General features: G+C 74.6%; 23 protein-coding genes and 2 pseudogenes. 11 read left to right on the forward strand and 14 right to left on the reverse strand.

What is annotated here, in order from left to right; all coding sequences use genetic code 11:
- Nucleotides 1-58 precede the first annotated feature (58 nt).
- Nucleotides 59-1,459, forward strand: coding sequence for a transposase (locus ABZS80_RS19575; RefSeq protein ID WP_355057682.1), 1,401 nt, complete (start codon nucleotides 59-61; stop codon nucleotides 1,457-1,459).
- Between the two features lie 43 nt (nucleotides 1,460-1,502).
- On the opposite strand, the gene ABZS80_RS19580 is transcribed toward ABZS80_RS19575, so the two are convergent.
- Nucleotides 1,503-2,405 carry a diiron oxygenase gene (locus tag ABZS80_RS19580; RefSeq protein ID WP_355057684.1) on the reverse strand — a complete coding sequence of 301 codons (903 nt, stop codon included), beginning with the start codon at nucleotides 2,403-2,405 and terminating at the stop codon, nucleotides 1,503-1,505.
- A gap of 48 nt (nucleotides 2,406-2,453) precedes the next feature.
- Here ABZS80_RS19580 and ABZS80_RS19585 point away from each other — a divergent pair, with 48 nt between their 5' ends.
- The 4 genes from ABZS80_RS19585 (at nucleotide 2,454) to ABZS80_RS19600 (ending at nucleotide 4,993) form a co-directional block, all read left to right on the forward strand.
- Nucleotides 2,454-3,170 carry a TetR/AcrR family transcriptional regulator gene (locus tag ABZS80_RS19585; protein WP_355057685.1) on the forward strand — a complete coding sequence of 239 codons (717 nt, stop codon included), beginning with the start codon at nucleotides 2,454-2,456 and terminating at the stop codon, nucleotides 3,168-3,170.
- A complete protein-coding gene (locus tag ABZS80_RS19590; RefSeq protein WP_355057687.1) occupies nucleotides 3,167-3,442 on the forward strand; it encodes a DUF4873 domain-containing protein in 276 nt (91 codons plus the stop codon). Before ABZS80_RS19585 ends, ABZS80_RS19590 begins: the two co-directional genes overlap by 4 nt.
- Before the next feature lie 52 nt (nucleotides 3,443-3,494).
- Nucleotides 3,495-4,130: a YdcF family protein gene (locus tag ABZS80_RS19595; protein WP_355057689.1), complete on the forward strand. Its 636-nt coding sequence runs from the start codon at nucleotides 3,495-3,497 to the stop codon at nucleotides 4,128-4,130.
- A gap of 98 nt (nucleotides 4,131-4,228) precedes the next feature.
- Nucleotides 4,229-4,993, forward strand: coding sequence for a glycosyltransferase family 2 protein (locus tag ABZS80_RS19600; protein WP_355057691.1), 765 nt, complete (start codon nucleotides 4,229-4,231; stop codon nucleotides 4,991-4,993).
- Here the strand turns inward: ABZS80_RS19600 and ABZS80_RS19605 are convergent.
- The 5 genes from ABZS80_RS19605 to ABZS80_RS19625 all read right to left on the reverse strand — a co-directional run bounded on the left by ABZS80_RS19605 (nucleotide 4,953) and on the right by ABZS80_RS19625 (nucleotide 10,855).
- A complete protein-coding gene (locus ABZS80_RS19605) occupies nucleotides 4,953-5,726 on the reverse strand; it encodes an SDR family oxidoreductase (RefSeq protein ID WP_355057693.1) in 774 nt (257 codons plus the stop codon). The genes ABZS80_RS19600 and ABZS80_RS19605 overlap by 41 nt on opposite strands.
- Before the next feature lie 5 nt (nucleotides 5,727-5,731).
- A complete protein-coding gene (locus tag ABZS80_RS19610; RefSeq protein ID WP_091265774.1) occupies nucleotides 5,732-5,854 on the reverse strand; it encodes a 50S ribosomal protein L36 in 123 nt (40 codons plus the stop codon).
- Between the two features lie 102 nt (nucleotides 5,855-5,956).
- The gene (locus tag ABZS80_RS19615) at nucleotides 5,957-8,542 is read right to left on the reverse strand and encodes a discoidin domain-containing protein (RefSeq protein WP_355057696.1); all 2,586 of its coding nucleotides are present in this window, start codon (nucleotides 8,540-8,542) and stop codon (nucleotides 5,957-5,959) included.
- 210 nt (nucleotides 8,543-8,752) lie between these two features.
- Entirely contained in the window at nucleotides 8,753-10,084 is a 1,332-nt protein-coding gene (locus ABZS80_RS19620) for a PHB depolymerase family esterase (RefSeq protein WP_355057698.1), read from the reverse strand.
- Between the two features lie 192 nt (nucleotides 10,085-10,276).
- Nucleotides 10,277-10,855 (reverse strand): TetR/AcrR family transcriptional regulator, encoded by a 579-nt coding sequence (locus ABZS80_RS19625; RefSeq protein ID WP_355057700.1) that lies wholly within the window; start codon nucleotides 10,853-10,855, stop codon nucleotides 10,277-10,279.
- A 46-nt stretch (nucleotides 10,856-10,901) separates the two neighbouring features.
- Between ABZS80_RS19625 and ABZS80_RS19630 the strand changes: the two genes are divergently transcribed.
- Nucleotides 10,902-11,465: a GNAT family protein gene (locus ABZS80_RS19630; protein WP_355057702.1), complete on the forward strand. Its 564-nt coding sequence runs from the start codon at nucleotides 10,902-10,904 to the stop codon at nucleotides 11,463-11,465.
- Here ABZS80_RS19630 and ABZS80_RS19635 read toward each other — a convergent pair.
- Nucleotides 11,462-12,352 (reverse strand): winged helix-turn-helix transcriptional regulator, encoded by an 891-nt coding sequence (locus ABZS80_RS19635; protein ID WP_355057704.1) that lies wholly within the window; start codon nucleotides 12,350-12,352, stop codon nucleotides 11,462-11,464. The two genes, ABZS80_RS19630 and ABZS80_RS19635, sit on opposite strands and share 4 nt — an antisense overlap.
- Nucleotides 12,353-12,435: 83 nt before the next feature.
- Between ABZS80_RS19635 and ABZS80_RS19640 the strand changes: the two are divergent.
- Nucleotides 12,436-12,699: pseudogene (locus ABZS80_RS19640) on the forward strand (MFS transporter); the annotation flags it as partial.
- A gap of 35 nt (nucleotides 12,700-12,734) precedes the next feature.
- Here ABZS80_RS19640 and ABZS80_RS19645 read toward each other — a convergent pair.
- Nucleotides 12,735-13,808, reverse strand: coding sequence for a DUF4037 domain-containing protein (locus tag ABZS80_RS19645; RefSeq protein ID WP_355057706.1), 1,074 nt, complete (start codon nucleotides 13,806-13,808; stop codon nucleotides 12,735-12,737).
- Nucleotides 13,809-13,928: 120 nt separating this feature from the next.
- Between ABZS80_RS19645 and ABZS80_RS19650 the strand changes: the two genes are divergently transcribed.
- Nucleotides 13,929-14,852 (forward strand): 5'-3' exonuclease, encoded by a 924-nt coding sequence (locus ABZS80_RS19650; protein ID WP_355057708.1) that lies wholly within the window; start codon nucleotides 13,929-13,931, stop codon nucleotides 14,850-14,852.
- Between the two features lie 13 nt (nucleotides 14,853-14,865).
- Here ABZS80_RS19650 and ABZS80_RS19655 read toward each other — a convergent pair whose 3' ends face one another.
- Together ABZS80_RS19655 and ABZS80_RS19660 are read right to left on the reverse strand one after the other, a co-directional pair.
- Complete coding sequence (locus tag ABZS80_RS19655) at nucleotides 14,866-15,750, reverse strand: MHYT domain-containing protein (protein ID WP_355057710.1); 885 nt, start codon at nucleotides 15,748-15,750, stop codon at nucleotides 14,866-14,868.
- A gap of 165 nt (nucleotides 15,751-15,915) precedes the next feature.
- Complete coding sequence (locus ABZS80_RS19660; RefSeq protein ID WP_355057712.1) at nucleotides 15,916-18,717, reverse strand: DEAD/DEAH box helicase; 2,802 nt, start codon at nucleotides 18,715-18,717, stop codon at nucleotides 15,916-15,918.
- Nucleotides 18,718-18,803: 86 nt separating this feature from the next.
- On the opposite strand from ABZS80_RS19660, the gene ABZS80_RS19665 reads away from it, so the two are divergent.
- Together ABZS80_RS19665 and ABZS80_RS19670 are read left to right on the forward strand one after the other, a co-directional pair.
- Entirely contained in the window at nucleotides 18,804-19,568 is a 765-nt protein-coding gene (locus tag ABZS80_RS19665; RefSeq protein WP_151464615.1) for an HAD-IA family hydrolase, read from the forward strand.
- Between the two features lie 345 nt (nucleotides 19,569-19,913).
- Nucleotides 19,914-20,435: pseudogene (locus ABZS80_RS19670) on the forward strand (EamA family transporter); the annotation flags it as partial.
- Between the two features lie 122 nt (nucleotides 20,436-20,557).
- On the opposite strand, the gene ABZS80_RS19675 reads toward ABZS80_RS19670, so the two are convergent.
- Nucleotides 20,558-21,484 (reverse strand): diacylglycerol kinase, encoded by a 927-nt coding sequence (locus tag ABZS80_RS19675; RefSeq protein ID WP_355057715.1) that lies wholly within the window; start codon nucleotides 21,482-21,484, stop codon nucleotides 20,558-20,560.
- A 95-nt stretch (nucleotides 21,485-21,579) separates the two neighbouring features.
- Between ABZS80_RS19675 and ABZS80_RS19680 the strand changes: the two genes are divergently transcribed.
- Nucleotides 21,580-22,323, forward strand: a complete 744-nt coding sequence (locus ABZS80_RS19680; protein ID WP_355057717.1) for a hypothetical protein — start codon at nucleotides 21,580-21,582, stop codon at nucleotides 22,321-22,323.
- Nucleotides 22,324-22,369: 46 nt separating this feature from the next.
- On the opposite strand, the gene ABZS80_RS19685 is transcribed toward ABZS80_RS19680, so the two are convergent.
- The 3 genes from ABZS80_RS19685 to ABZS80_RS19695 all read right to left on the reverse strand — a co-directional run bounded on the left by ABZS80_RS19685 (nucleotide 22,370) and on the right by ABZS80_RS19695 (nucleotide 25,652).
- Entirely contained in the window at nucleotides 22,370-23,068 is a 699-nt protein-coding gene (locus ABZS80_RS19685) for a hypothetical protein (RefSeq protein WP_355057719.1), read from the reverse strand.
- A 164-nt stretch (nucleotides 23,069-23,232) separates the two neighbouring features.
- Complete coding sequence (locus ABZS80_RS19690) at nucleotides 23,233-25,284, reverse strand: glycogen debranching N-terminal domain-containing protein (protein WP_355057721.1); 2,052 nt, start codon at nucleotides 25,282-25,284, stop codon at nucleotides 23,233-23,235.
- Complete coding sequence (locus ABZS80_RS19695) at nucleotides 25,281-25,652, reverse strand: SCP2 sterol-binding domain-containing protein (RefSeq protein ID WP_355057723.1); 372 nt, start codon at nucleotides 25,650-25,652, stop codon at nucleotides 25,281-25,283. Before ABZS80_RS19695 ends, ABZS80_RS19690 begins: the two co-directional genes overlap by 4 nt.
- Between the last annotated feature and the right edge of the window lie 102 nt (nucleotides 25,653-25,754).

The raw sequence follows: 25,754 nt of genomic DNA on the forward strand, positions 1-25,754 counted from the left end.
TGTCCCCGGCTTCGAATGTCCCCAATCTGTGTCATAGGCCGATGGCAAGCTGTCCAATGTGCAGCTCCGCTACAACTACCGCGTCTACCCGACACCCGCCCAGCAGGAAGCGCTGGCTCGGGCGTTCGGGTGCGCGCGGATCGTGTTCAACAACGGGCTGCGCATCCGCCAGTCGGCGCGCGAGGACGGGCTGGCGTATGTGTCGGACGGCGAGCTGTCCAAGCGGGTGATTACCGAGGCGAAGAAGACGCCCGAACGGGCATGGCTGGGCGAGGTCTCGGCCGTGGTGCTCCAGCAGGCCCTTGCGGACCTGAACTCCGCCTACCGGAACTTCTTCTCCTCGCTGACCGGCAAACGCAAAGGCCGCACGGTCGCCCCACCCCGGTTCCGTTCCCGCAAGGACAACCGGCAGGCCATCCGGTTTACCGCCAACGCCCGCTTCAAGCTGCTCGACAACGGTCGACTGCGGCTGCCGAAGATCGGCGACCTGGCAGTTCGGTGGTCACGGGCACTGCCCGCGGACCCCACCTCGGTCGCGATCATCAAGGACGCGGCCGGGCGGTACTTCGCCTCGTTCGTGGTGGCCGTCCCCGACCAGCCGCTGCCCCCGGCCGGTACCGAGGTGGGCATCGACCTGGGGCTGACCCACTTCGCGGTCCTCTCCGACGGCACGAAGATCGCGGCGCCGAGATTCCTGCGCCGCGCCGCGCGCAAGCTGCGCCGGTTGCAGCAGGACCTATGCCGCAAGCAGCGGGGCAGCGCGAACCGGGGCAAGGCCGTCGTGAGGGTGGCCCGCGCGCATGCGCGGGTGGCCGGTACCCGGCGGGACTGGCAGCACAAGCTCTCGACACGGATCATCCGCGACAACCAAGCGGTGTACGTCGAGGACCTGAGCGTCGTCGGTCTCGGCCGAACCCGGCTAGCGAAGTCGGTGCACGACGCCGGCTGGTCGCAATTCGTCCGGATGCTGGAGTACAAGGCCGCCCGCGCCGGGCGAACCTTCGCCAAGATTGATCGGTTCGCGCCCACATCGCAGACCTGCTCGGCCTGCAGACGGCTCGACGGACCCAAGCCGTTGAACGTCCGGTCGTGGACCTGCCCGTGCGGATCGGCCCACGACCGGGATGTCAACGCGGCCAAGAACATCCTCGCCCAGGGACGCTGGGAGAGCCTAAACGCCTGTGGAGCGCAGGTAAGACCGGCACTCCTGCCGGCACCGCGCCGGGAAGCAGGAATCCGCCCAGACGCCGCGTGCTCCACACGCAGCGTGGAGGGAATCTTCGCCCTTATGGTGGAGAGAACGTCAAGCGAACTGGACGTACTCGCGAGTGAGGGCAGCGCGGCGTTCCGGCCGGGCACCTGCGCGGGCGGCAGCTACGCCGGCACGGCCCTGCTCACCGACTCCGGGAACTTCATGCGCAACCGCATCCGCACCCCGGACAACTTCCCCACGTCCTGACCGGCGCGAGCGGCGGCGGCCCTCTGCGGGGGGCCGCCGTCGGTCAGTCCGGCAGGAGGCCGGCGCGGCGCCAGAGCAGCCGGCCCGGCCCGGCGACCAGACCCAGCTCGGTGAGGTGCTCGGTGATGCGCTGGGCGGACCAGCGCAGGGTGGCCCGCCAGTGCGGGTTGGCCCGGGCCGCGGCCACCCCGACCGCCGGCGGGATGCCGACCGCCGCGTAGGCGCGCGGATTGACCAGGCGGCGGGTGATCGAGTAGGCGGCCCGCCCGATCACCAGCCGCGCGTAGCCCAGCGCGACCGGGCCGGCGGCCTCGACCTGACGGGCCAGCTCGTCGCGGGCGAACCGCACGTGCCGGGCCTCCTCGACCACGTGGATCCGGGACACCATCCGGATCAGCGGCTGGATCGACTCGTCGGCCATGGCCTCCCGCTGGAACGCGTCGAGCATCTCCTCGGCGATGAGGATGGCCGCGTACATCTGCGGGCCGGTGGCGGTGGCCTTGAGCCAGCGCCCGAGCAGGTGATCGACCGGGTCGGCGCGGTAGACCGGGCAGCCCAGCGCCTCGATGAGCCGACCGAACATGATGGAGTGCCGGCACTCGTCGGCGACCTCGGTGAGCGCGTACTGGGCGTGCCGGGTCCTCGGGTCGGCGTCGTAGTAGTGCCGGATGAGCATCTGCATGAGGATCGTCTCGAACCACAGCCCGGCGCTGGCCGCGCCGGCCACCTCGTGCTTGGTCACCTCGATCCGCTGCTCCTCACTCATCCCCTCCCACAGCGCCGTGCCGTACAGGCTGCTGCGCCGTGGCGGCATCCAGTAGGCCCCGGGGGTGTGCGGCGCCGACCAGTCGATGTCGACCACGGGGTCGTAGCTCGTGCGCACCGAGGCGGCGAGCAGGCGGGTGGCCACCGCCTCGCGCGGGAATCCGGCCGACGTCCCCTCCATGGCCCCTCCAGGTTGACGTAACTTCGAGTAACTGTTACGAGTGGTAGCATGCGACGCACCTCCACGGATGTCAATGCCTCGGACCCACCGCCGGAGCCGGCCACGCCCCCGCGCACCGGCCGGCGCGACCGCTGGGCCGGCCACCGCGAGCAGCGGCGGCAGGAGCTGATCGGCGCCGCCGTGCAGGCGCTGCTGCGGCACGGGCCGACCGTCGACATGGATCAGGTGGCCGCCACGGCCGGGGTCAGCAAGCCGGTGCTCTACCGCTACTTCGCCGACAAGGCCCAGCTCTGGCTGGCCGTCAGCGAGGTGGTGGCGGCCCGGGTCGTCGACGCCGTGGCCCCCGCCGTCGAGCGGGTCCGCGAGGAGCGGGCGCTGGTCGAGGCGACCATCGACGCCTACCTGAGCATCATCGAGTCCGAGCCGACGCTCTACCGGTTCCTGCTGCACGAGGCCGGGCATCCCGGCATCCAGCAGGTGGTGGCCGGCACCAGCCGGCAGGTCGCCACCGGGTTGGCCCGGGTCATCGGGGACCGGCTGCGCGCGCTCGGGCTGGACGCCGGCCCGGCCGAGCCCTGGGCGTACGGGCTGGTCGGGTTCGTGCAGGCGGTGGGCGACTGGTGGGCCACCCACGGCCAGCCCATCCGCCGGGCCGCGCTCACCGACTACCTGACCACCCTGCTCTGGAGCGGCATCGAAGGGGTCCGGCGCGGGGCCGACCTGCCTCCCGAGCTGACCCGCGCGCACGAGCGGATCGAGCGGTGAGCTGGCAGGGTCCGGTCGAGGTCGCCGGCACCCCGGTCCGGCTGCACGCCAGCGGGCGCTGGGAGCCGGTCGACGGGCGCTACCACTGGGCCGGGCGCATCGAGCCGGACCCGCGCATGCTGCGGCTGCTCCGCTCCGGCCGGCGCGACGTCGAGGTGCGGGTCGGCGAGCGGGTCGCCCGGGGCCGGCTCGCCGAGGCCGACCCGTGGGGCGGGGTGCGGGTCACCGGCGTGGGTGAGCCGCCCTGGCCGCCCGGCGCGGACGAGGACTGAACGCCGCGCGACGCGGACGAGGGCGGACGCCGGCCGGCGTACCGTGGGTCGGATGACGCCGACCGCCACCGTGCTGCTGGTGTTCGGACGCGGGGTGGTCGCGGGCGACGACGGCTACCGGCTCAGCGCCGGGAGCGTCGCCCGCGCCCGGGCGGCCATCGGGTACGTCCGCGCGCACGCGGCCGACTTCCGGCGGGCCGCCGGGGCGCGGGTGGTGTTCACCGGCGGCTGGCCGCACGGCCCCGCCGGGGCGCCGGGCCCGCCCGCCGGCTCCCGGGAGGGCGAGCTGATGCTGGCCCTGGCCCGCGCCGCGGGCCTCGACGGGTACGCCCGGCTGCACGCCGAGACCCGGTCCCGGACCACCCTGCAGAACCTGGCGCACACCGTCCAGGACGGACTGCTCGCCGGTGAGGTCTTCACCCCGGCCCGGCCGCTCGGGCTGGTCTCCCACCCGTGGCACCTGCCCCGGATCCGGTTCCTCGCCGGCAAGGTGCTCGGGCTGTCCGGCGCGACGCTGCTGGATGTGCCCGTGACCGGGCCCGACCCGGTGCCCGCCGGCCGCGAGCGGGTGGCCCGGGCCGCCAGCCGCGTGTGCTACCTCGGCCTGCGTACCCCGGAGGCGCTGCTGCGGCGGGAACACGGCCTGGCCCGCTCCGCGGAGCGCGTCGCGGGCCTGTTCCGCCGTTGACCCGGGCGGGATTCGCCGGCCCGCGCCTCGGGTAAGGACGATCGTCGATCGGCCCCGACGGCGGGGCCGGCGGGCGACGGGTCCACCCGGGAGGTTCCGTGATTGTGCTGGTGCCGGTGTACCGACCTGGGGACCGCCTGCCGCGGCTCGTCGACGACCTGACCGCCGCGCTGCCCGCCGCGCACGTGGTGGTCGTCGACGACGGCAGCGGCCCGACCTCCGCCGGTGTGCTCGCGGCGGCCCGCGACCGGGGCGCCACGGTGCTGCGGCGCCGGGTCAACCGGGGCAAGGGCATCGTGCTGAAGACCGGCTTCCGGTACGCCGTCGGCCACCACCCGGGTCGCGACGTGGTGTGCGTGGACGCCGACGGGCAGCACCTGATCCCCGACGTCGCCCGGGTCGCCGACCGGATGCGCGACACCGGCGCGCTGGCGCTGGGCGTGCGCCGGTTCGACGGCGAGGTGCCGCTGCGCAGCCGGTTCGGCAACGCGGCGACCCGGGCGGCGTTCCGCCTCGCCACCGGCGTCCCCGTGCGGGACACTCAGACCGGGCTGCGGGCCTGCCCGGCCGGGCTGCTCGGCTGGCTGCGGACCGTCCCCGGCGAGCGGTTCGAGTACGAGATGAACGTGCTGCTGCACGCGGCCCGGGCCGGGCTGCCCATCGCCCAGGTCCCCATCGCCACCCGCTATCAGGCCGGCAACGCCTCGTCGCACTTCTCCGCGCTGACCGACTCGGCCCGGATCTACGGCCCGCTGGCGCGGTTCGCGGCCGCCCGGCTGCTCGCGCCCGGACGTCGCGGCGAGGACGTGCCCCCGGCCGAGGTCACGCCGTCGTGTCCCACACCTGCGACTCGAACTCCCTGAGCTGTTGCCGCATCTCCTCCGGCCACGCGGTCCGAAAGGGATGCCGGTCGGCCGGGATCACCCGGACCATCTCCTCGACCATCTCCTCGGGGTCGCGCTGGTGCTCCAGGTAGTCGGCGAAGTCGGGCCGGTCCAGCAGGGCGGTCGAGGGGTCCCACCATTGGGACATCGCCTCGACGCCGGTGTCGTTGTAGCCGGTCCGGTAGGGGCCGGGGTTGACCACGGCGACGCGGACGCCACGCGGCTCCAGTTCGCCCTTCATGGCCCAGGCCAGGGCCTCGATGGCGTGCTTCGTGGCGGCGTAGACGCCGACGAACGGCCGGGTCCGGATGCCGACCGCGGAGGACACCCAGACGACCTTGCCGGCGCCGCGCTCCAGCATCGGCGGCACGAGGTCCTGCACGAGGTGCAGGTGCGCGAAGACGTTCACGTCGAAGGACCGGCGGACGCGCTCCATCGGGATCTCCACCACCGCCCCCGCCTCCTGGACGCCGGCGTTGAGCACCAGGATGTCCACCCGGTGCCGCCGGGCGGCGGCACGGTCGGCCGCGTCCGTGACGTCCAGTTTGATCGCGTCGAGGCTCACTCCGGCCCGCTCGGCCTCGGCGCGCAGGTCGCGCACCTGCGGCCAGATTTCGGCGCCGGCGATCACGTGGTGGCCGGCCCGGGCCAGGCCGAGAGCGGCACCCCGGCCGAGGCCGCTGCCGGCCCCGGTGATGAGGATGTCCGCCACCTCGGTCAGCCCTGCCGGGCCTTCTGCCGGGGATCCGCCTTGTTGAGCACGAACACCTTGCCGCGGCGGCGTACCACGATCGAGTTGGCCTTGCGCTTCAGCGCGCGCAGGGAGCTTCGGACCTTCATCCCGTTCCTCCGTTCCCGCTGCTTTCCCCGTCCGGGTCGCGTACCCGCCGGGGCCACCGTCATGCGCGGGGGCGGCAGGTCTCCCTGCCGCCCCCGGCCCGGTCACGGATAACTGACCACGTTCACCGGAACGGTGTTCGTGCCCTGGGCCGTGCCACCGGTGTCGTTGATGACGTGGGTGATCGACCCGTTGCCGCCCAGCGAGACGGTGAGCAGGCTGTGGAACCGCACACCGGCCCTGGTCGGCGCCTCGAAGCCGTGGTACGCCGCGATGGTGGGGTCGACGTTGAAGTAGCAGTAGCTGCCCATCCCCCAGCCCTCGAAGGAGCTGACCCCGTCGGCGACCTTGAAGGCGGCGTAGCCGACCCGCGAGCCGTTCATCCAGGCCGACGCGCTCGGCGGGTCGTACGGCAACTCGTTCTGGAAGAAGATCGTCCGCCCGTTGTTGCCGTTCCAGATCACCTCGGTCTTCTGGTAGTGCTCGACGAAGAGCCCGAGTGCCGTCACGTTGTTGCCGTTGACGATGAGGCCGGTGTCGGCGGTGTTCACGGTCCAGCCGATGCCGGTGCCGTGGTCGCCGCGCCACGCCCAGATGTGGTCGATCAGGGCGTCGTTCTGGTTGACCACCAGGCTCGTGGTGGCCTTGCCCGCGCCGGCGCCGCCGATGCGGAAGAAGACGTCCTGGATCGAGGTCGGGTTGGCGGCGTGGCTCGCGGCCGAGCCGGCCGGGCCGACCTGGAGCAGCACCGGCGAGTTGACCGGGCCGGCGTCGAAGAGCAGCCCGGCCAGCCGGACCCCGTCCACGTCGGCGACGGTCATGGGGGTCACCCCGTTCTGCGGGATCAGCGTCGGGTAGCCGACGCCGAGCACCACTGTGCCGGGACGGTTGACCGTGATGGTCTGGTCGACCGGGTAGACGCCGGGGGTGAACAGCAGGTTCAAACCCTGCGCCAGCGCCGCGTTGATGGTGGCGGCCGAGTCGCCCGGCTTGGCGACGTAGAACTGGCTCAGCGGCACCGAGGTGCCGGGTGTGGCGCCGCCCAGCCAGGACGCGCCGCTGGCGTTGGTCCGGGTGGAGGGGACGAACACCTGGTAGTTGCCGCCGCCGTCGAGGTGGAGGTACGGGATGTCGCGGCTGACCGGGGTCTGCGCCAGGGTGGTGTACGCCGGGTTGGGGAAGCTGGTGGCCGGCGCACCGACCACGCCGGAGCTGGTCATGTTCCACACGGCGTTGAGGTAGCCGCCCACGTTGCTGTCCCGGGTGTACCACTGCTGCTGCGAGTACGGCTGGACCACGCCGGTGACCCGGCTGTCCGCGAGGTAGCCGCCGCTGGCCCAGCCGTAGCCGTTCGGGGCCAGGTTGAGGTCGCCCTGGATGTCCATCCGGCGGAACGGCGCGGCCTGCGAGACGGCCCACCGGGTGAACCCGGCCGACGGGAACACCTGCATGTTGGACGCCGACCGCCAGAAGTTCTGGGTGGCGTTGCCGTTGAACCAGCCGGCGTCGACGGTGAGGTCCCCGTGGATCCGGACGTCGCCGGGATTCCGGCCGAGCCCCATGATCGAGGTGTAGAAGCCGATCTGCGCGTTGATGCCCGAGTAGTCGCCCGGCTTGAACATGACCGCGTACCGCTGGGTGCCGAACTGGTTCGACTCCTGGGTGCGGAAGACCGCGTCGAGCTGGCTCTGGATGCTGGCGCTGGACATCGACGGGTCGAACGTGATGACGTTCGGCCCGAGCGAGCCGCCGCCCGGGATGGTGCCGCCGCCGGTGGTGTTCACGGTGACCTCCCAGAGCGAGTATCCCCAGCCGGTGGCGCGGGCGGTGCCGTACACCCGCACGTAGCGGCCGGAGCCGCTGACGGTGAGGGTGTCGGACCCCCCGTCCCCGGTGGTGGTGGCGTACACGGTGGTCCAGGCGGCGCCGTCGGTGGAGGTCTGGATCTGGTACGCCCGCCCGTAGGCGGCCTCCCAGCTCAGCACGACCCGACAGAGGGTGCGGACGCTGCCGAGGTCGACCTGGAGCCACTGCGGGTCGCTCGCCGCGCTGGCCCAGCGGGTGGTCGCGCTGCCGTCCACCGCCGCGGCGGCGGGGGTCCCGGCGTTCTCGGTGGACGAGGCGGTGGCCGGCCGGCCCTGCGCCGCGTTGGTCGCCGTGTCACAGCCGGCGCCGCCGCCGGTCGCTCCGTAGACCTGGAACTCCCACAGCGAGTAGCCGTAGGCGGTGGCCCGGGCGGTGCCGGTCATCCGCACGTAGCGGCCGGTGCCGCTGACCGTGAGGTCGTCGGTGCCGCCGTCGCCGGCGGCGGTGCTGAAGACGGTGGTCCAGGTGGCGCCGTCGGTCGAGGTCTGAATCTGGTACGCCCGGGCGTACGCGGCCTCCCAGGCCAGGGTGATCCGGGAGACGGTGGCGGTGGCGCCCAGGTCGACCTGGATCCACTGGGGATCGGCGAAGGCGCTGGCCCACCGGGTGCCGGCGTTGCCGTCGGTGGCGTTGCTGGCCGGGACGCCGGCGTTCTCCACCGAGGAGGCCGTGGTGGGCCGACCCTGCGAGAGCAACGGGTCGGCCGCCCGGACCGGGGACGGCGGTGCCACCAGTGCCACGGTGGCGAACAGCGCGGCCAGCACGGCGAGCAGCCGGCGCAGGGGCGGGCGGGGTGGGCTGTGGTGCGGCGGGACGGGTGACATGGGCGTCTCCCTGGCGGGGGTGGTGGGGTGCGGAACGACGAACGGGTTACCAACAAGTTGCCGTCGCCGTTCCGCTGGACCCTTCCTCCGGACAGGGATGCATGTCAATTCCTCGACGCGGGACGCGAGGCTTTTTTCGCGCCTTGTGAAAAGTCCGGAACTAAGCGCGGGGCGGCCACCGGGAGGCTCCTCCCGGCGGCCGCCGCCCGGCTAGGCGACCGTGCAGGGGGTGCCGTTGAGGGTGAAGGAGGCGGGCCGCCCGGTGTTGCCCGTGTGGGTGGCCTGGAAGCCGATGCTCACCGAGCCGCTCGGGGCGATGGTGCCGTTGTAGGAGACGTTGCGGGCGTTGACCGCCCCGCTGGCCGGGGCGTACGTGGCGTTCCAGCCGTTGGTGACGCTCTGTCCGGCGGGCAGGGTGAAGGCGAGGCTCCAGCCGTTGACCGCCGTGGCGGACGTGTTGGTGATCGTCACGGACGCGGTCAGCCCGCTGTTCCACGCGTTCACCCCGTACGCGACCCGGCACCCGCCGGACGGCGGCGGCGTGCTCGGCGGCGGCGTCGTGGGCGGGGGGCTCGTCGGCGGCGGGCTGGTGGGCGGCGGGGTCGTCGGCGTCGTGGTGTCCAGGCCGAAGAAGCGCACGGCCTGGGCCGCGTCGACCGGCAGGTTGTGCGGGACCCCCTGCATGCTGATCGCCTCGACCGGCGCGGTGCCGCCGGTCCCGCCGTAGCGGGTGCGGGTGTAGCCGGCCTGCGGGCTGTCCGTGTACGCCGGCGTCTGCCCCAACCCGTTCACGTCGGTCCACTGCTTGATCTCTTCGGTGAAGTTCGGGTAGCGCAGCGTCTCGTCGTTGGTCCCGTGCCACAGTTGCATCCGGGGCCGCCGCCCGCTGTAGCCCGGGTACGCGTTGCGGACCAGGTCACCCCACTGCTGCGGGGTCTTCACGACCTGACCGTTGGCGCACTCGCTGTTCCACTCCGAGCCGTTGGTGGTGGCGAAGCAGCCGAATGGCACCCCGGCGAAGGCCGCGCCGGCGCTGAACACGTCCGGGTAGAGCCCGAGCAGCACGTTGGTCATCATGGCGCCGGAGGAGACGCCGGTCGCGAAGATCCGGTTCGGGTCGACGGGGTACCGCTGCCGCACGTGGTCGACCATCGACTTGATGCCGACCGGGTCGCTGCCGCCGTCGCGGCGCAGCGCCTGTGGCGAGGAGACGTCGAAGCACTGGCTGCTCCGGGTCACCGACGGGTAGACGACAAGATAGCCGTAGCGGTCGGCCAGCGCCGCGAACTGGGTGCCGGAGTACATGGCCGGCCCGGTGCCGGTGCAGTAGTGGTTGACCACGAGCAGCCCCGGCCGGGCGGCGACGGTGTCCGGGACGTACAGGTACATCCGCAGGTTGCTCGGGTTGGCGCCGAAGTTCGTCACCTCGGTCAGCGCGGCCGCGGCGGCGGGGCCGGGGGCGGTGACCGTCGCCAGGGCGGCCAGCCCGGCGGCGACGAGGGCGGCGCCGAACAGCCGGCGCCTTCCTCTTCTGTGCAGCATGGAATCTCCTCGGGTGGTGAGGACGGCGCGCGGGGCGGGTGCGCCCGCGGCGTGCTCGCCGGCGAGGCGCCTTCGACGGCGGCCCGGACCCTCGGAGACGAGATAGACGGTCGCAGATATGCGATCCGAACCGGAGTCTAGGCCCCGGCCGAATGGCCGACAACAACTTCCGGAAGTGGTCGGAGCGGTGGCTCAGACCGGGAACAGATCGGCCAGGAAGCGGTCGAGCAGGGCCACCTGCCGGTCGGCCGGAAACGCCGCCGGGTCGAAGAGCGCCTGGACGACCAGGCCGTGCGCGAAGGCCGCGCAGGTGGCCACCACAGCGTCGGGGTCGGCGCCCGCCCCGCCGAGCGCGGCGTCCACGTGGGACCGCAGCCGGGCCCGCCACCGGTCGTAGCGGCGGCGCTGGTCGGCGGCGAACTCCTCGTCGGCCAGGGCGCCGTCCCAGTAGCTGACCCAGACCCGGCTCATCACCGTCGCCTCGTCGGTCAGCGGGAGCACGTCGAGCAGGGCGGCCCGCAGCGCGGGCCGGCCCTCCCCCGCGGCGGCGTGGCGGTCGCGCGCGTCGGTGTGCCGCTCGGCCACGTCGACGGCGTGCCGCACCAGGGCCCGCTTGTTCGGGAAGTAGTGGGTCAGCAGGCCGGTGGAGACACCCATCTCGGCCGCGACGGCCCGCAGCGTCAGCCCGCCGAACCCGCGGGCCGCGAGGACCCGCCAGACCGCCGCCGAGACGTCGGCGCGGCGGGCGTCGTGGTCACCCCGTGCCGGCATGGGGCTAGAGTACATAACAAACGTTCGGTACGCACCTTGGAGCGACATGTTCTCCCTTCCCCTCACCGACCGGGCCACCCTGCACCCGCTCGCCCCGTGGCAGGCGGCGGAGTTCGCCGACTTCGTCGCGCGCACCCGCATCCACCTCGCGCCCTGGCTGCCCTGGGCGCACACGATCACCGACACCGACACGGCCCGGGCCTTCCTCCAGCGCTACGCCGACGCCCAGGCCCGCGACGCCGGCTCCATCCACGGCATCCGGCTGGACGGGAAACTGGTCGGCGGCACCCTGTTCCGCACCTTCGACGCCGCGGTCGGGACCTGCGAGATCGGGGTCTGGCTCGCCCCGGAGGCAGAGGGGCACGGGCTGGTGACCCGGGCCGCCCACCGGATGATCGACTGGGCGCTCGGCGAACGCGGCCTGGCCCGGGTGGAATGGCGGACGGTCCCGCACAACGCCCGCAGCCGGGCCGTGGCGCGGCGCCTGGGCATGACCCGCGAGGGCGTGCTTCGGGCCGCCTTCCCGTTCCTCGGCGAGCGGCTCGACATCGAGGTCTGGTCGCTGCTGGCCACCGAGTGGCGAGCGGCCGGGCCGGAGGCCGGCGCCTAGGCCGCCTGCGCGGCGGTGCGGCGGCGCACCTCGGCGAGCATCTCGTCCACCGAGCCGGCCGGGTCGGTGACCGGGAACTGCACCGCCCGCACCACCGCCTCCGAGTCCAGCAGCAGGGTGAGCCGCTTCAACCGGGCCGCGCCACCGGCGCGGAAGGTCGGCAGCAGGAGGCCGGCGGCGAGCCGACCGTCCTCGTCGGACAGCAGCGGGAACGGCAATCGGGCGTGCGCGGCGAAGGCGGCGAGCTGGTCCGGGCGCTGGGTGCTCGCCCCCCGCACCTCGGCCCCGGCCGCGCGGAACAGCGGGTGGCGGTCGGCGTACGTCCGCGACTCCAGCGTGCACCCGGCGGCGCCGGGGATCTCGCCCCAACCGGGCGGCAGGGCCGGCGCGCCCGGCGCGAACGCCCCCGGGAAGAGGTAGAGCACCGTCCACCGCCCGGGCGCCGCCGGCGGCTCCGAGCCGCCGTCGTGCCGGGGCAGGCTCATCGGGGGTACGCGCCGGCCGACCAGCCGGTGCGCCCGGCGCGCCTCGGCCGAGTCCTCGTCGGCGGTGGCGGTCAGCGCGCCGTCGCCCATCACGTGCCGGGTGCCCCAGTCCTGCAGGGCGACCAGCACCGGCAGCAGGGCCTCCCCCTTCGCGGTGAGCAGGTAGTCGTGGCGCGGCGGGTGCGCCGAGTAAGGCTCGCGCCGCAGCACGCCGTGCGCCACCAGCCCACCGAGCCGCTCGGTGAGCGCCCGCCGGCTGACGCCCAGCTCGCGCTGCAGCCCGTCGAACCGGGTGACGCCGCCGGCGATCTCGCGCACGATCAGCACGGTCCACCAGTCGCCCAGCACGCCGAGCGCCTGCGCGATGCCGCAGTCGGCGTCGCCGAGGTCCGCCCGTCTCACATCCCACCTCCCGCTCGGTCAGCAGTCCCGACTATAGTCCGTTTCAGTCTGGAACTAACTGGCTCGGATCGGGGGTTGGCGGCATATCCGTCGGGCAGGGGGCCGGGGTGTTCTGGCGCTGGTGGACCGCCGGCACCACCAGCTCGGTGGGGTCGGCGGTCGGTGCGGTCGCGCTGCCGCTCACCGCGCTGACCGTGCTGGACGCGTCCGCGTTCGAGATGGGCCTGGTGGCCGCCGCGAGCTGCGTCGCCTGGCTGGTCATCGGGCTCCCCGCCGGCGTGATCGTCCAACGGCTGCCGCTGCGCGGGGCACAGGTCGGCGCCGACCTGGCCCGGGCCGCCGCGGTGGCCTCGTGGCGGCGGCCGGGTGACCCGAGGGGCGCTCAGTCCGGCAGGACGGCCGCGGCGACCCGGCGGGCCCGCGCCGGGCGGGTGAGCACGTCGACGTTGTCCAGGTACTGGTCCACCGCGCCGACCGGCGGGCGGGCGCGCAGTGCCGGGTCGGCGATGGCGGCGCGCAGCGCGGCGGTGAACCGGTCGGCGTGCAGGACGAGGAACGGCCGGTCGTGAAACGGCCGGGCGGCCGGGTCGACCGGCGCCGCCAGCCCGGTGTCGTTGGTCCACGCCGCCACCGTCTCCAGCGCCCGCACCAGCCCGGCCTGCCGCCGGGGCCACCCGCCCGCCCCGAGGGCGACAGCCAGCGCGTCCACCACCGGCGCCGCGGCCGGCAGTGCCGCGAAGACCGTGCCGAGCCATTTCGCGTACGGGGGCCAGCGGCGGTGCAGCAGCAGGCCGAGCCGCATGAGGTCGCGGGCCAGCCCGGCCGTCACCACCCGGCTGCCCAGCTCGTCGCCGACCTCGGCGCAGCGGCCGGCCAGGTGCTCGGCCTGCCCGACCCGCTGCCATCCGGCCGCCAGCACGTGCCGCCAGACGTCGTCCGGGTACCACGCCAGGCGGACCCGGACGTCGGTGAGCGCCCCGCCCAGCCCGTCGTGGAACACCGCGCCGCCGGTCAGCTCGGCGAGCCGCTGCGTGGGCGCGGCCAGCCAGTCCGCCACGGTCATCCCGGCCCGCGGGTCCCCACCCAGCCGCTCCCGCAGCCAGGCCCCCAGCTCGTCGACGCTCACCCCGTGCCGCTCGCCGTCCGCGCGGGCCACGCCGAGCCGGACCGTCGGGCCGCCGGTGAACCGGGTCGGCCAGCCGAGGAACTCGGCCGGCAGTTCCGCGTCGAGGACCGCCCGCACCGGCGCCACCTCCTCCGCCTCGGCGACGAAGAGCTGGGTGCGCGGCCCCCAGTCGTGGTCGGTCGACCGGGGCGTGTCCAGGCCGAGCAGCTCGGAGCCGCCGTCGAGCAGCCCGGCCGCGTAGCGCAGGCGGGGCAGCCGGCGGGCCAGCAGCGGGGCGACCACCTCGTCGTGGAACCGGTGCGCCAGGGTCAGCCCGGGTACGAACGTCACCCTGCCAGTCTGCGCACCGCCGGCCGCCCGCGCCGCCCGGTTTCCACCCGCGAGCGGGTGAGCCGAGCGCGGCGGGCGTCCGTCCCCCACCTCGTCGGTGGGCTGTGCCAGGCTGTCGGCGTGGCACACCGACCCCCGATCCTGCTGATCGACTCCCCGAGCCTCTACTTCCGCGCCTACTTCGGCATCCCGGAGTCGGCGGCGAAGACGGACGACGGCCAGCCGGTCAACGCCGTCCGTGGCTTCCTCGACATGCTGGCCCAGCTGGTCCGCACCCGGCGGCCCGACCGGATGGTCTGCGCGCTCGACCACGACTGGCGACCGGCGTGGCGGGTGGAGCTGCTGCCGTCGTACAAGGCGCACCGGGTGGCGCCCCAGGGCGGCGAGGTGGTGCCCGACACGCTCTCCCCGCAGGTGCCGATGATCCTGGAGGTCCTCGACGCGCTCGGCATCCCCGCGGTGGGCGCCACCGGCTACGAGGCCGACGACGTGCTCGGCACCCTCTCGGTGACCCAGCCCGGCCCGGCCGAGGTGGTCTCCGGCGACCGTGACCTGTTCCAGCTCGTCGACGACGACCGCCAGGTGCGGCTGCTCTACGTCGGGCGCGGCGTGGCCAAGCTCGACGACTGCGACGACGCCGCGGTCCGCGCCCGCTACGGCGTCCCCGCCGACCGCTACGCCGACTTCGCGGCGCTGCGCGGCGACCCGAGCGACGGCCTGCCCGGCGTGCCCGGCGTGGGCGAGAAGACCGCGGCCCGCCTCATCGAGCGCTACGACGGCCTGCCCGGCATCCTCGCCGCGCTGGACGACCCGGGCTCCGGCTTCGCCCCCGGGCTGCGCACCAAGCTCGACGCGGCCCGGGACTACCTGGCCGTCGCGCCGAAGGTGGTGCGGGTCGCCCTCGACGTGCCGCTGCCCGACCTGGCCACCGCGTTGCCGACGGCGCCGGCGGACCCGGACCGGCTGCTGGAGCTGGCGCAGCGGTGGAATCTCGCCGGCTCGTGCCGGCGTCTCGTGGACGCGCTCGCCACCGCCCGCGCCTGACGACCGGAAGCGGTCAGCGGGGGCTGGCGTCCCGGCGCGACGGGAACGGCGTGCCCGGCTGGCCGAGGGTCGACCGGCCGCGCAGGCCCACCGGATCGGGGGCGGGCTCTGCCGCGACGTCCTGCGCCGACCCGTCCCGCCGCGCGTCCAGGTACGCGACTCCGGCGCGGTCGTCGTCGGTGGGGGCGGCGAGCAGCGCGTAGACCAGCCCGACCACGCCGGAGACCACGGCCAGGATGATCGGCACGAGCAGTCCGTTCACCTCGGCGCCGGCCAGCTCGCCGCGCGACGCGTGCGGGTGCACCGACAGGGCGCTCATCCCGGTGAAGTGCATGCCGTTGACGGCGACGCCCATGACCAGGGCGGAGGCGGCGACGGCCAGCCCCCGGCGGACGGTCATCGACAGCCAGAGCGCCACGGTGGCCGCCACCACGGCGATGACCACGGACAGCGCCACCCGGGCCTGGTCGAAGCCGAAAGTGCCGTCCAGCCGCATGGCGGCCATCCCGGTGTAGTGCATGGCGGCCACCCCGGCGCCGGTGAACAGGCCGCCGGCGAGCAGCCGGACCGCCGACAGCCGGCCGGTGCCCACGATGGCCAGGCCGATACCGACCGCGGCCACCGCGATCGCCGTGCTGGCGGCGGTCAGCGGGACGTCGTACCGGATGCGGGTGCCGGCCACGGCGAAGCCGAGCATCGCCACGAAGTGCATCGCCCAGATCGCGGTGCCGCCGAGCGCCCAGGCGGCGAGGAGGCCCCACCAGGCCCGCTGGCCGGCCCCCGTGGCGGTGCGGATCCGTCCGGCGCAGACCAGCCCGAGCGCCGAGCCGAGCACGGACAGCGCGTAGCTGAGCGCCGGGGTGATCCACCCGTACTCGAAGTGATTGATCTCTGCCATGACGGACTTCCCCCCTGCTGGCTACCGGCGCGTAACACTTGCGCCTCGGCAATCATCCGGGTGTCGTCGATCGGGCATGACACCACCCCCGGCCGTTCCGGGCGGTGGTGTCACAGTGACGGAGCGATGCGTCGATTCTCCGGCCTCGATGACCGGAAGTGATGATCAGGCAGCGGCGTGGTAGGCCAGCACGCCCCGGTTGACCGCCGCGATGGCCTGCCGGGCCGTGGAGCGCAGCTCGGTGGAGGCGCCGCCGGAGTCGGCGAGCTGCCCGAGCAGGTCGACCACCTGCCGGGACCAGCGGACGAAGTCGCCGGCCGGCATCTCGCCGTCGATCTGGTGCCCGCTGGCGAGCACCTTGGCGAGCGCCTCGCCGCGCGCCCAGCGGTAGATCGGCCAGGCGAAGCCCAGGTCCGGTTCGCGGGTGACCGCCAGGCCGCGGGAGGCCTCGTCCGCCTCGATGTCGCCCCACAGCTTCAGCGTCTCGTCGACCGCGTCGACGACCGCGCCGCGCGGCAGCGAAGCCCGCTCGTCGACGTCGCGGCGGGCCTCGAAGACCACCACCGACACGGCGGCGGCCAGCTCGGCCGGGGACAGCCCGTCCCACACCTTGCGGCGCAGGCACTCGGCGACCAGCAGGTCGGCCTCGGTCCAGATCCGGCCCAGCATCCGGCCGGCGTCGGTGACCTCGCCGTCGGCCGAGAGGTAGCCGCGCGCGGTCAGCAGCGCGACGATCCGGTCGAACGTGCGGGCCAGCGAGCCGGTCCGCCCCGCCACCCGCTGGCGAAGCTCCTCGGTGTCGCGCTCCAGGCGGCGCCGCCGCTCCGCCCAGCGGGCGTGCTCCTCCCGGTCCGGGCAGGCGTGGCAGGGATGCCGGCGCAGCTCGGTGCGGAGCTGGCTGAGCCGGTGATCCTCACCGACGGCCTGCCGGGAGCGACCGCCGCGGCGACCGCCGTGCCGGTCCAGCCCGGTGCCGCTGACCTCGGCCGCCAGGTCCCGCCGCGCCGCCGGCGAGCGGTGGTTGAAGTGCTTGGGCACCCGGATCCGGGCGAGCACCTCCGCCGGGGTGGTGAAGTCGCCGGGGCTGACCCGACCGGCCCACCGGTCCTGGGTGAGCACCAGCGGGCGGGGCTCGCCGAAGCCGCCGGTGGCCGGGTCGAGCACGACCGCCAGGCCGGCCCGCCGACCCGAGGGCACCCGGATCACGTCACCCACCCGCAGCCGCTCCAGCGAGGCGACGGCCGCCGCCTTGCGCTGGGTCTGCCCCTCGCGGGCCATGGCGCGCTCGCGGTCGGCGATGGCCACCCGCAGGGCGAAGTACTCGTCGAAGTCGCCCTGGTGGCAGGACGCCTCGGCGCCGTACGCCTCGATGGTCTCGGTGTTGCGCTGGACCTGCCGGGCCAGGCCGACCACCGACCGGTCGGCCTGGAACTGCGCGAAGGAGGACTCCAGCAGGGCCCGGGCCGGCTCCGCGCCGACGGTGCCGACCAGGTTGACGGCCATGTTGTAGGAGGGCCGGAAGCTGGACCGCAGCGGGTAGGTGCGGGTGGAGGCGAGGCCGGCGACGTGCCGGGGGTCGGTCTCCGGCGACCAGACCACCACGGCGTGCCCCTCGACGTCGATGCCGCGCCGGCCGGCCCGCCCGGTGAGCTGCGTGTATTCGCCCGGGGTGAGGTCGACGTGCGCCTCGCCGTTGAACTTGACCAGGCGCTCCAGCACCACGCAGCGGGCCGGCATGTTGATGCCCAGGGCGAGGGTCTCGGTGGCGAAGACGGCCTTGACCAGACCGCGGACGAACAGCTCCTCGACGACCTCCTTGAACGCGGGCAGCATGCCGGCGTGGTGGGCGGCGAGCCCGCGCTCCAGCCCGTCGAGCCACTCCCAGTAGCCCAGCACGGTCAGGTCCTCGCCGGGGATGGCCGTGATCCGCGACTCGACCACCTGGCGGATCTCGGTGCGCTCCTCGGGCGAGGTGAGCCGCAGCCCGGCGGCCAAGCACTGCTGGACGGCCGCCTGGCAGCCGGCCCGGCTGAAGATGAACAGGATCGCGGGGAGCAGGTTCTCCCGGTCCAGCCGCTCGACGATGTCGGGGCGCATCGGGCCGCGCCAGCGGGGGCCGCGCCGGCCCGCGCCGGGTCCGGCGCTGCGCCCCTCCCCCAGCTCCAGCCGGCGCACGGTGTCCCGCGTGTAGCGCAGCAGCTCGGGATGGACGTCGTGCTTGCGCGCCGCGTCGGCGTCGTGGAACAGGTCGAACATCCGCCTGCCGACCAGCATGTGCTGCCAGAGCGGCACCGGGCGGTGCTCGCTGACCACCACGGCGGTCTCGCCGCGCACGGTGACCAGCCAGTCGGCGAACTCCTCCGCGTTGGAGACGGTGGCGGAGAGCGAGACCAGCGTGACCGAGGCGGGCAGGTGGATGATCACCTCTTCCCAGACGCCGCCGCGGAACCGGTCGGCCAGGTAGTGCACCTCGTCCATCACCACGTAGGCCAGGCCCTCCAGGGTGGCCGAGCCGGCGTAGAGCATGTTGCGCAGCACCTCGGTGGTCATCACCACCACGGGCGCGTCCCCGTTGATCGCGTTGTCGCCGGTGAGCAGGCCGACCTGCTCGGCGCCGTAGCGGTCGACCAGGTCGTGGTACTTCTGGTTCGACAGCGCCTTGATCGGCGTGGTGTAGAAGCACTTGCGCCGGGTGGTCGGCCCGCCGCCGCCGTCGGCCGCCGCCGGCTTCCCGGGGGCGCCGCGCAGCGCCAGGTGGACGGCGAACTCGCCCACCACGGTCTTGCCGGCGCCGGTGGGCGCGCAGACCAGCACGCCGCTTCCCCGTTCCAGGGCCTCGCACGCCTCCCGCTGGAAGTCGTCCAGGTCGAACCCCAGATCGAGCGCGAACTCGTCCAGGGCCGGAAAGGCGGAGGCCTGCGCGGCCCGGCGGCGCGCCGCGGCGTACCGCTCGGCGGGACTCGACATGTCCCCAAGATTAATCGGTGCGGACGACGGCCACCGGCCAAGGCCGTCCGGCAGGTGGGTCGGAGCGGGTCGGTAGGGTGCACGACGTGCCGGATCATGCCGAACCGCCCCGAGTCTCGCGCGGCGCCGACGACGCCGTCCGCCCGAGCCCGTCCCGTCGCCCCGTGGAGGCGGTGCTCTTCGACTTCCACGGCACGCTCGCGCAGGTGGAGGAGCCCCGCGAGTGGGTACTCGCCGCCGCGGCGGCCTGCGGCGTCGAGCTGGACCGGGTGCGGGCCACCGCGCTGGCCGACCGGCTGCTCACCGCCGGCCGGGCGGGCGGGCCGCTGCCGGCCCGGGTGCCGCCCCGGCTGGCCGAGCTCTGGGCCGACCGCGATCTCTACCAGCACGCCCACCGGGGCGCCTACACCGGGCTGGCCGAGACGGTCGACGCCGGCATCGACGGGTTCGCCGACGCGCTCTACGAGCGGCTGCTGGTCCCCGAGGGCTGGGTGCCCTACCCGGACACCGAGCCGGTGCTGGGCGCGCTCCGGGACGCCGGGGTGAAGGTGGCGCTCGTCAGCAACATCGGCTTCGACATCCGGCCGCTGTTCGCCGCCTGGAAGCTGGACGGGCTGGTCGACGCCTGGGCCCTGTCGTACGAGGTGGGACGCTGCAAGCCCGACCCGGGGATCTTCCTGCGGGCCTGCGGGATGCTGGGGGTCGACCCGGAGCGGGCACTCATGGTGGGTGACAGCCCCGCCGACGCGGGTGCCGTGGCGGCGGGCTGCGAGGTGCTGGTGCTGCCCGGCGCCGACCCGGGCCGGCCGAACGGGCTGGGCGCCGTGCTCGACCTCGCGCTCCGGAACTGACCACACCCCCCGGAGGCCACCTGCCGGGCGGCCGGCGGCCCGGCGGCACCCGGACCGACCAGCGGCGCTAGCGTAACGGGCATGACGCCCGACCGCTCCTTTCACGCCCGGCTCTCCGGCGGCCGGCTCGGCGCCGTCGGGCTGGTGCTCGGCGGGGCGCTGTCGGTGCAGTTCGGCGCGGCCGTGGCCGCGCTGCTGTTCCCGCGTACCGGAGTGGCCGGGGCGGTCACCCTGCGGCTGACCATCGGCGCGCTGCTGATGCTGGCCGTATGCCGCCCCCGGCTGCGCGGGCACGCCCGGGGCGACTGGGCGGCCGTGGTCGCCTTCGGGCTGGCCCTGGCCGGCATGAACTCGATCTTCTACCAGGCGATCGAGCGGATCCCGCTGGGACCGGCGGTGACCCTGGAGGTGCTCGGCCCGCTGGCGCTGTCCGTCATCACCGCCCGGCGGCTGGCCGCCTGGTGCTGGGCCGGTCTGGCGCTGGCCGGGGTGGCCCTGCTCGGGCAGGGCGGGTTCGACCGGCTGGACCCGGTCGGCGCCGCGCTGGCGCTGGCCGCGGGCGCGCTGTGGGCGGCGTACATCGTCTGCTCGGCCCGGGTCGGCGGGCGGTTCCCCCGCGCCGACGGGCTGGCGCTGGCGCTCGCGGTGGCCGCGCTGGTCACCCTTCCCATCGGGCTCGTGGGGTCGGGCGGCCGGCTGTGGCACCCGGCGGTGCTCGGGCTCGGCACCGGGCTGGCCCTGCTCGCCTCGGTGCTCCCGTACACCCTGGAGCTGCTGGCGCTGCGGCGGCTGCCCACGGCCACCTTCGCCGTGCTCATGAGCCTCGGGCCGGCCATCGCCGCGCTGGCCGGGTGGCTGGTGCTCGGCCAAACGCTGCACCCCGTGGAGGTGCTCGCCATCGGCCTGGTGATCGCCGCGAGCATCGGCGCGGTACGCGCCGGCACCCCGGCCGCCGCCCGCCGCGCCGGGCGCCGAGGGCGGCCCGCTGGTCAGCGCAGCAGCCGCACCGCCGCCGGCACCGCGCTGACCCGCACCGGCAGGTCGAACGCCCGCTCCCCGTCGGCGTACGTGGTGATGCCCTCCGCGTCCAACTCGACGGTCCGGGCCCGGTAGCTGCGGACCAGCGGGTGCGTGACGTGGGTGCCCTGGTAGATCCGGGGCTTGACCCGCATGAGGGTGCGCCGGTCGAAGCGGCCGCCCACCACCACGTCCAGCAGGCCGTCGTTCGGGTCCGCGTCCGGGCAGATCCGCATGCCGCCGCCGTAGCTGGCCGCGTTGCCGACCGCCACCAGCACCGCGTCCACCTCGTGCTCCGCGCCGTCGAGGCGCAGCCGGTAGCGGCGCGGCCGCAGCCGAGCCAGCTCCACCAGGATGGCCAGGTCGTAGCGGCGCGGGCCGCGCGGCCAGCGCATCCGGTTGGCCCGCTCGTTGACGATCGCGTCGAAACCGGCGGCCAGCACGGCGCCGTACCAGCGGTCGCCGCCGCCGGGGGTGGTCAGCCGGGCCAGGTCGACCGGGCGGGTGCGGCCGGCGCGCAGCGCGTCGGCGATCACCTCGACCGCGGCGAGGGGATCGGCCGGGAAGCCGGTGTCCACGGCGAAGTCGTTGCCGGTGCCCGCGGGCACCGGGCCGAACGGCACCGTCGTGCCACCGACCGCCTGCAACGCCCGGTGCACCGTGCCGTCCCCGCCGACGGCGACCAGCGCCCCGGCGCCGTCCGCGACCGCGGCGTGGCACGCCGCCTCCGCCTCCTCCGGGGTACGCGCCCGCAGCAGCTCGACCGGCCGGCCGGCGCCGCCCAGCCGCTCCAGCAGCTGGGGCAGCAGGCCACGGTGCCGTCCCCGGCCGGCGGTCGGGTTGGCGAGCACGGCCACCGGGCCGGGCGGGACAAGATCGTGCGCGGTCACGGCGAGCACCGTACGGCACGAGCCACGCCCCTCACCAGGGGCGACACCCCGGTCCTCGATCGACAGGGCGGCGCGGCGAGCGACCGCCCGGCATACTGCCCGGAATGCGCACCCGCACCCTGCTCGCCCTCGCCGCTCCGGTCGCGCTCGCCCCGCTCCTGCTGGCCGGTGGGCTCTGGTGGGCGCAGCGCCCGGTCGAGCCGGCCTGGCACGACAGCGCGGTGGCCGACGCGACCGAGACTGTCGACCGGGTCGAGGCCCGGTTCACCTACGACCACCTGTACAAGGCGGCGGACTACGCGCACACCGCCGCGCAGGAGCCCGGGGTGGCCGTGCTCCAGGTGCACGGCGAGACGCACTGGCAGACCGGGGTCACCCTGGCGCTCCGGGTCACCGGGCACGGGCAGGGCGTCAACGGCCACGGCAGGGTGGTCGAGGGGGACGTGGAGATCTGCTTCCGGTTTCGGCTGGGCCCCGAGCGGGACAGCCGCGACGACGGCATCGACTGCCCGGCCGGCGACCCGCTGCCGATCCGCCCGGACCCCTCCCTGAGCGGCGTGGACGAGCGACTGAAGCGGGCCCTCGCCGCCGCCGGCCCGGACGAGGCGGCCGTCCGCGCCGCGGTGGAGGGCCTCGGGCTGGACGCCGCCGTCCAGCGGGAGGTCGCCACCGCCGGCGGCACGGTCGGGGTGGCGCTGCGCGCCGCCCAGTACGACTGCCTGCTCGCCCGCGTCGGCCCGAAGGGCGCCGAGACGTGGCGGCCGTCCCACACCCAGCTCGCCCCCGGAGAGCTGCGCTGCTCGGCGGGGCTGGCGCTCAGCGACCAGTTCGGCCACCACCAGCGCTGACGCCGCCACGAAGCCCGATCCACCGGCCCCGTGGCGGCCTCACCGGTCAGCGCACGACGAGCCGCCTGGATCCCGGAGCGGCGCCGTCGCCCTTGACCTTCAGCGTCCAGTTGCCGGCGCCGCCGAGCGTCACGATCGCCTGCGCCGTGCCGTTCGGCTCCGCCTTGACCTCGGCGGCCCGCTTGCCGTCCGGGTCGAGGACGTCCAGCGTCCGGGCCGCGGTGGTCTTGTTGGTGACCCGGAACTGGATCTTCTCGCCGGGCTCGGCGATCAGCGCCTCCCCACCGGTGATCCCGGCCGCCGTCAGTTCGAGGGCGACCTCCCGGTCGTACGCCGTCTCGGCCGCGGCGCTGGCCACCGTGCCGTCGTCGGAGACGGTGATCCGGGTCCGCACGCCGTCGCCCTGCCGGCCGGGCTTGCAGGCGACCTCGTACAGGCCGGTGGCGAGGGTGGCGCGCAGGTCCCCGGTCTTCCCCGGTGCGACGTCCGCCGCCTCGGCCACGACCTTGGTGAAGCCGTCCCCCGCACGGCCGTACAGGTAGACCCCGGTGGCCTGCTGCCCCCGGTTGGTCACCGCGAAGGTGACCGCGCCCGGGTTGAAGAGGGTGGTGGCCACCTCGCAACTGGTGTCGGTGGCGGTCACCGGGACCTCGCCACCGGTGGGGGCGGGGTCGTCGTCACCGCAGGCGGTGAGGGCGGCGGTGGCGCAGATCGCGGCCACGACGGCGGCGGTACGGCTCTTCATCGGCTCTCCGGGGCGGAGGTCAGCACGCTGACCAGAACGGACGCCGACAACCACCCCCGGCACACCCGCCCGGGGGGACTTCGGCGGAGTCAGGAGAGTCTAAGCGGGCCGGCCGTCCTGGCAAGGGGACCGGTTGGCCCGATCTCGGCCACCCGCCGAGGCGGTCAGCGGCCGAGGTGGGCCAGCCCGCTGCCGATCACGTCCCGCCGCCCCCACCGGCCCGGCACGTCGAGCAGTTCCACCCGGCCGAACCGGGCCGGCACCCGCGGCGCCATCAACAGGTGCTCGCCGGCCGCCTCCAGCCCGAGCAGGGCGCGCAGCAGCAGGAACGGGGTCGCGGTCGCCATCGCCTGCGGGCTGTTCGCGGTCGGATAGCCCACCGGATACTCGGTCAGCTCCCGGGCGTAGCCGGCGATCGCCTCGGGCAGCCGGCCGTGGAAATACCGGGAGACCTCCACCATGGCCTCGGCGATCCGCCCCGCCTCCTCGGCGAAGCCGTACCGGCGCAGTCCCCAGGTGATCAGCGCGTTGTCGAACGGCCACACGGCGCCGAGGTGGTAGCCGAGCGGGTTGTACCGTTCCTGTCCGGTGGCCAGGCTGCGGATGCCCCAGCCGGAGAAGAGCCGCGGCCCGACCAGGTGGGCGGCCACCTCCGCGGCCCGCTCCCGCGGGACGATGCCGCTCCACAGCAGATGGCCCATGTTGGACGCCAGCGCGTCGACCTGCCCGCCGTCACCGTCCAGGGCCAGCGCGTAGTAGCCCCGGTCGGCGATCCAGAAGTCCCGGTCGAAGCGTTCCCGCAGCGCCGCGGCTTCCCGCTCCAGCCGGTCGGCGTACGCCGGGTCGCCCCAGAACTCCCGCGCCATCCGGGCACCCCGCAGCTTCGCGTCGTACGCGTAGCCCTGGAGTTCGCAGGTGGCCAGCGGCGCGCCGGGCAGCCGCCCGTCGGCGTAGCAGATCGCCTCGGGCGAGTCCTTCCAGCCCTGGTTGGCCACCCCCGAGCGCTCGTTGCGCCGCAGGTACCGGACGTAGCCGTCGCCGAGCAGGTCGCCGTACTCGTCGATCCACCGCAGGGCCGCCCGGGCCTCGTCCTCGAACTCCCGCACCAGGTCGACGTCGCCGCTCCACCGCTCGTACTCGTCGAGCAGGATCACGTAGAGCGGGGTGGCGTCGGGGGTGCCGTAGTACGGGGACTGCGGGCTCTCCTCGAAGGCCACCATCTCCCCGTAGCGGAACTCGCGGAGGATCTTGCCGGGCTCCTCGTCACGGAAGTCGTCGAGCACCGCGCCCTGGTCGATACCGAGCATCCGCACCGTCGCCGAGGCCAGCTCGGGCGCGACCGGCAGCGCCATGAAACTGGTCAGGATGCTGTCCCGGCCCGTGATGGTGGCCGCCCACGGCAGCCCGGCGGCGGGCATCACCTGGTCGGGCAGGGTCAGCGGCGAGTAGCGCAGCGCCGCCAGGTCCACGAGGCTGCGCCGGTAGGCCTCGGTCAGCGGCTCCCAGTCGCAGCTGAGCTGCGGCGTCCGGGACAGCCACCCGGCCAGGTCGTCCTGCCGTTCCTCGGCGCCGGCCCGGGGCCGCCGCTCCAACCGGTCCCGGACGTCCGCCCCGTCCGGGCGCAGCACCAACCCCCGCACCCGCACGGTCGTCGTCCAGGCCTGTCTGGGCGCCAGCCGCACCGTCCAGGTGAGACCCTGCTCGTCCACCCGCACCGGTTCGCTGCTGGTCACCACCGTCTCCCGCTGGAACCTCTCCCGCTGGTAGCCGAGGCACAGTCCGCGCTCCTCGCACCGCTGGTAGAGCCGCCCCGGCGGCGTACGCTCCGCGGCGACACCCAGGATCGGCGCGAAGTCGCTGCCCACGTCGAGCCGGACGGTGAACTCCTCCGGCACGTGGTGGTGGTTGAACAGGGTCAACCGCTCCTCGAAGGCGCCGCCGGTGATCGCACGCTCCCGGATGAGCGACGACTTGGCGTCTACGTAGTGCGTCGGAGCGCCCGGGACCAGGAAGAACCGCATCTGGAGGTGGTCCCGCTCGGCGATGGAGAGCGACGTCATCCGCTCGCCGTTGAGCGTGAGGCGCCAGACCGACAGGAAGCGGGTGTCGAAGTCGAAGAAGCCGACCGGGTTGGCCACGGTCGCCTCGATGTCGCCGTTGTCCTCGCTGAGCACGAAGACGTTGCCGTCCAGCACGCGCACCAGGTTCTGGTTCATCCGGGCCTCCGGCCCACGCGCTCCCGCGGATGCCGCGCCCCGGGCGGCGCCGGGAAGAGCCGCTCCAGCAGCACCACGAACCGGAAGTGCCCGTCGGCGGTGATGTCGTTGCGCAGCCAGGCGGCGAGCGGCCTGACCTCACCCCGGGCCATCCGGACGAAGAAGTCCCGCCGGGTCCGGATCACCGTGTCGGCGTACCGCGCGCGGTGTTCCACCGCGAGCCGGCCGTCGTGGATGGTGAGATGCCAGACGTCGAGCGCGTCGGTCCCCTCCAGCTCGAACCGGATCGTGCCGGTGGTGCGGTGCAGGAGCCGCTCGGGTGCCTGCCGGGCGAGCTGCGCGAAGAACACGTCGATCGGATCGGACACCGCACCGCCTCCCGGCAGAGGGCCGGCGCGCCGCCGGCACCGATGCCCGGCCGGCCGCGACGACGGGCGCGTCCGCACCGCCTCGGGCGCCGCCCCAGACTA

The organism is Micromonospora sp. NPDC005305 (assembly GCF_040607315.1).
In the GTDB taxonomy this organism is placed as follows: domain Bacteria; phylum Actinomycetota; class Actinomycetes; order Mycobacteriales; family Micromonosporaceae; genus Micromonospora.

Coding starts and splice junctions, on each gene's coding strand:
- ABZS80_RS19655 (WP_355057710.1), bottom strand. CDS start 15,750: ATGGCAGAGATCAATCACTTCGAGTACGGGTGGATCACCCCGGCGCTC.
- ABZS80_RS19690 (WP_355057721.1), bottom strand. CDS start 25,284: ATGAACCAGAACCTGGTGCGCGTGCTGGACGGCAACGTCTTCGTGCTC.
- ABZS80_RS19585 (WP_355057685.1), top strand. CDS start 2,454: ATGCGACGCACCTCCACGGATGTCAATGCCTCGGACCCACCGCCGGAG.
- ABZS80_RS19595 (WP_355057689.1), top strand. CDS start 3,495: ATGACGCCGACCGCCACCGTGCTGCTGGTGTTCGGACGCGGGGTGGTC.
- ABZS80_RS19685 (WP_355057719.1), bottom strand. CDS start 23,068: ATGAAGAGCCGTACCGCCGCCGTCGTGGCCGCGATCTGCGCCACCGCC.
- ABZS80_RS19620 (WP_355057698.1), bottom strand. CDS start 10,084: ATGCTGCACAGAAGAGGAAGGCGCCGGCTGTTCGGCGCCGCCCTCGTC.
- ABZS80_RS19660 (WP_355057712.1), bottom strand. CDS start 18,717: ATGTCGAGTCCCGCCGAGCGGTACGCCGCGGCGCGCCGCCGGGCCGCG.
- ABZS80_RS19680 (WP_355057717.1), top strand. CDS start 21,580: ATGCGCACCCGCACCCTGCTCGCCCTCGCCGCTCCGGTCGCGCTCGCC.
- ABZS80_RS19630 (WP_355057702.1), top strand. CDS start 10,902: ATGTTCTCCCTTCCCCTCACCGACCGGGCCACCCTGCACCCGCTCGCC.
- ABZS80_RS19610 (WP_091265774.1), bottom strand. CDS start 5,854: ATGAAGGTCCGAAGCTCCCTGCGCGCGCTGAAGCGCAAGGCCAACTCG.
- ABZS80_RS19615 (WP_355057696.1), bottom strand. CDS start 8,542: ATGTCACCCGTCCCGCCGCACCACAGCCCACCCCGCCCGCCCCTGCGC.
- ABZS80_RS19580 (WP_355057684.1), bottom strand. CDS start 2,405: ATGGAGGGGACGTCGGCCGGATTCCCGCGCGAGGCGGTGGCCACCCGC.
- ABZS80_RS19625 (WP_355057700.1), bottom strand. CDS start 10,855: ATGCCGGCACGGGGTGACCACGACGCCCGCCGCGCCGACGTCTCGGCG.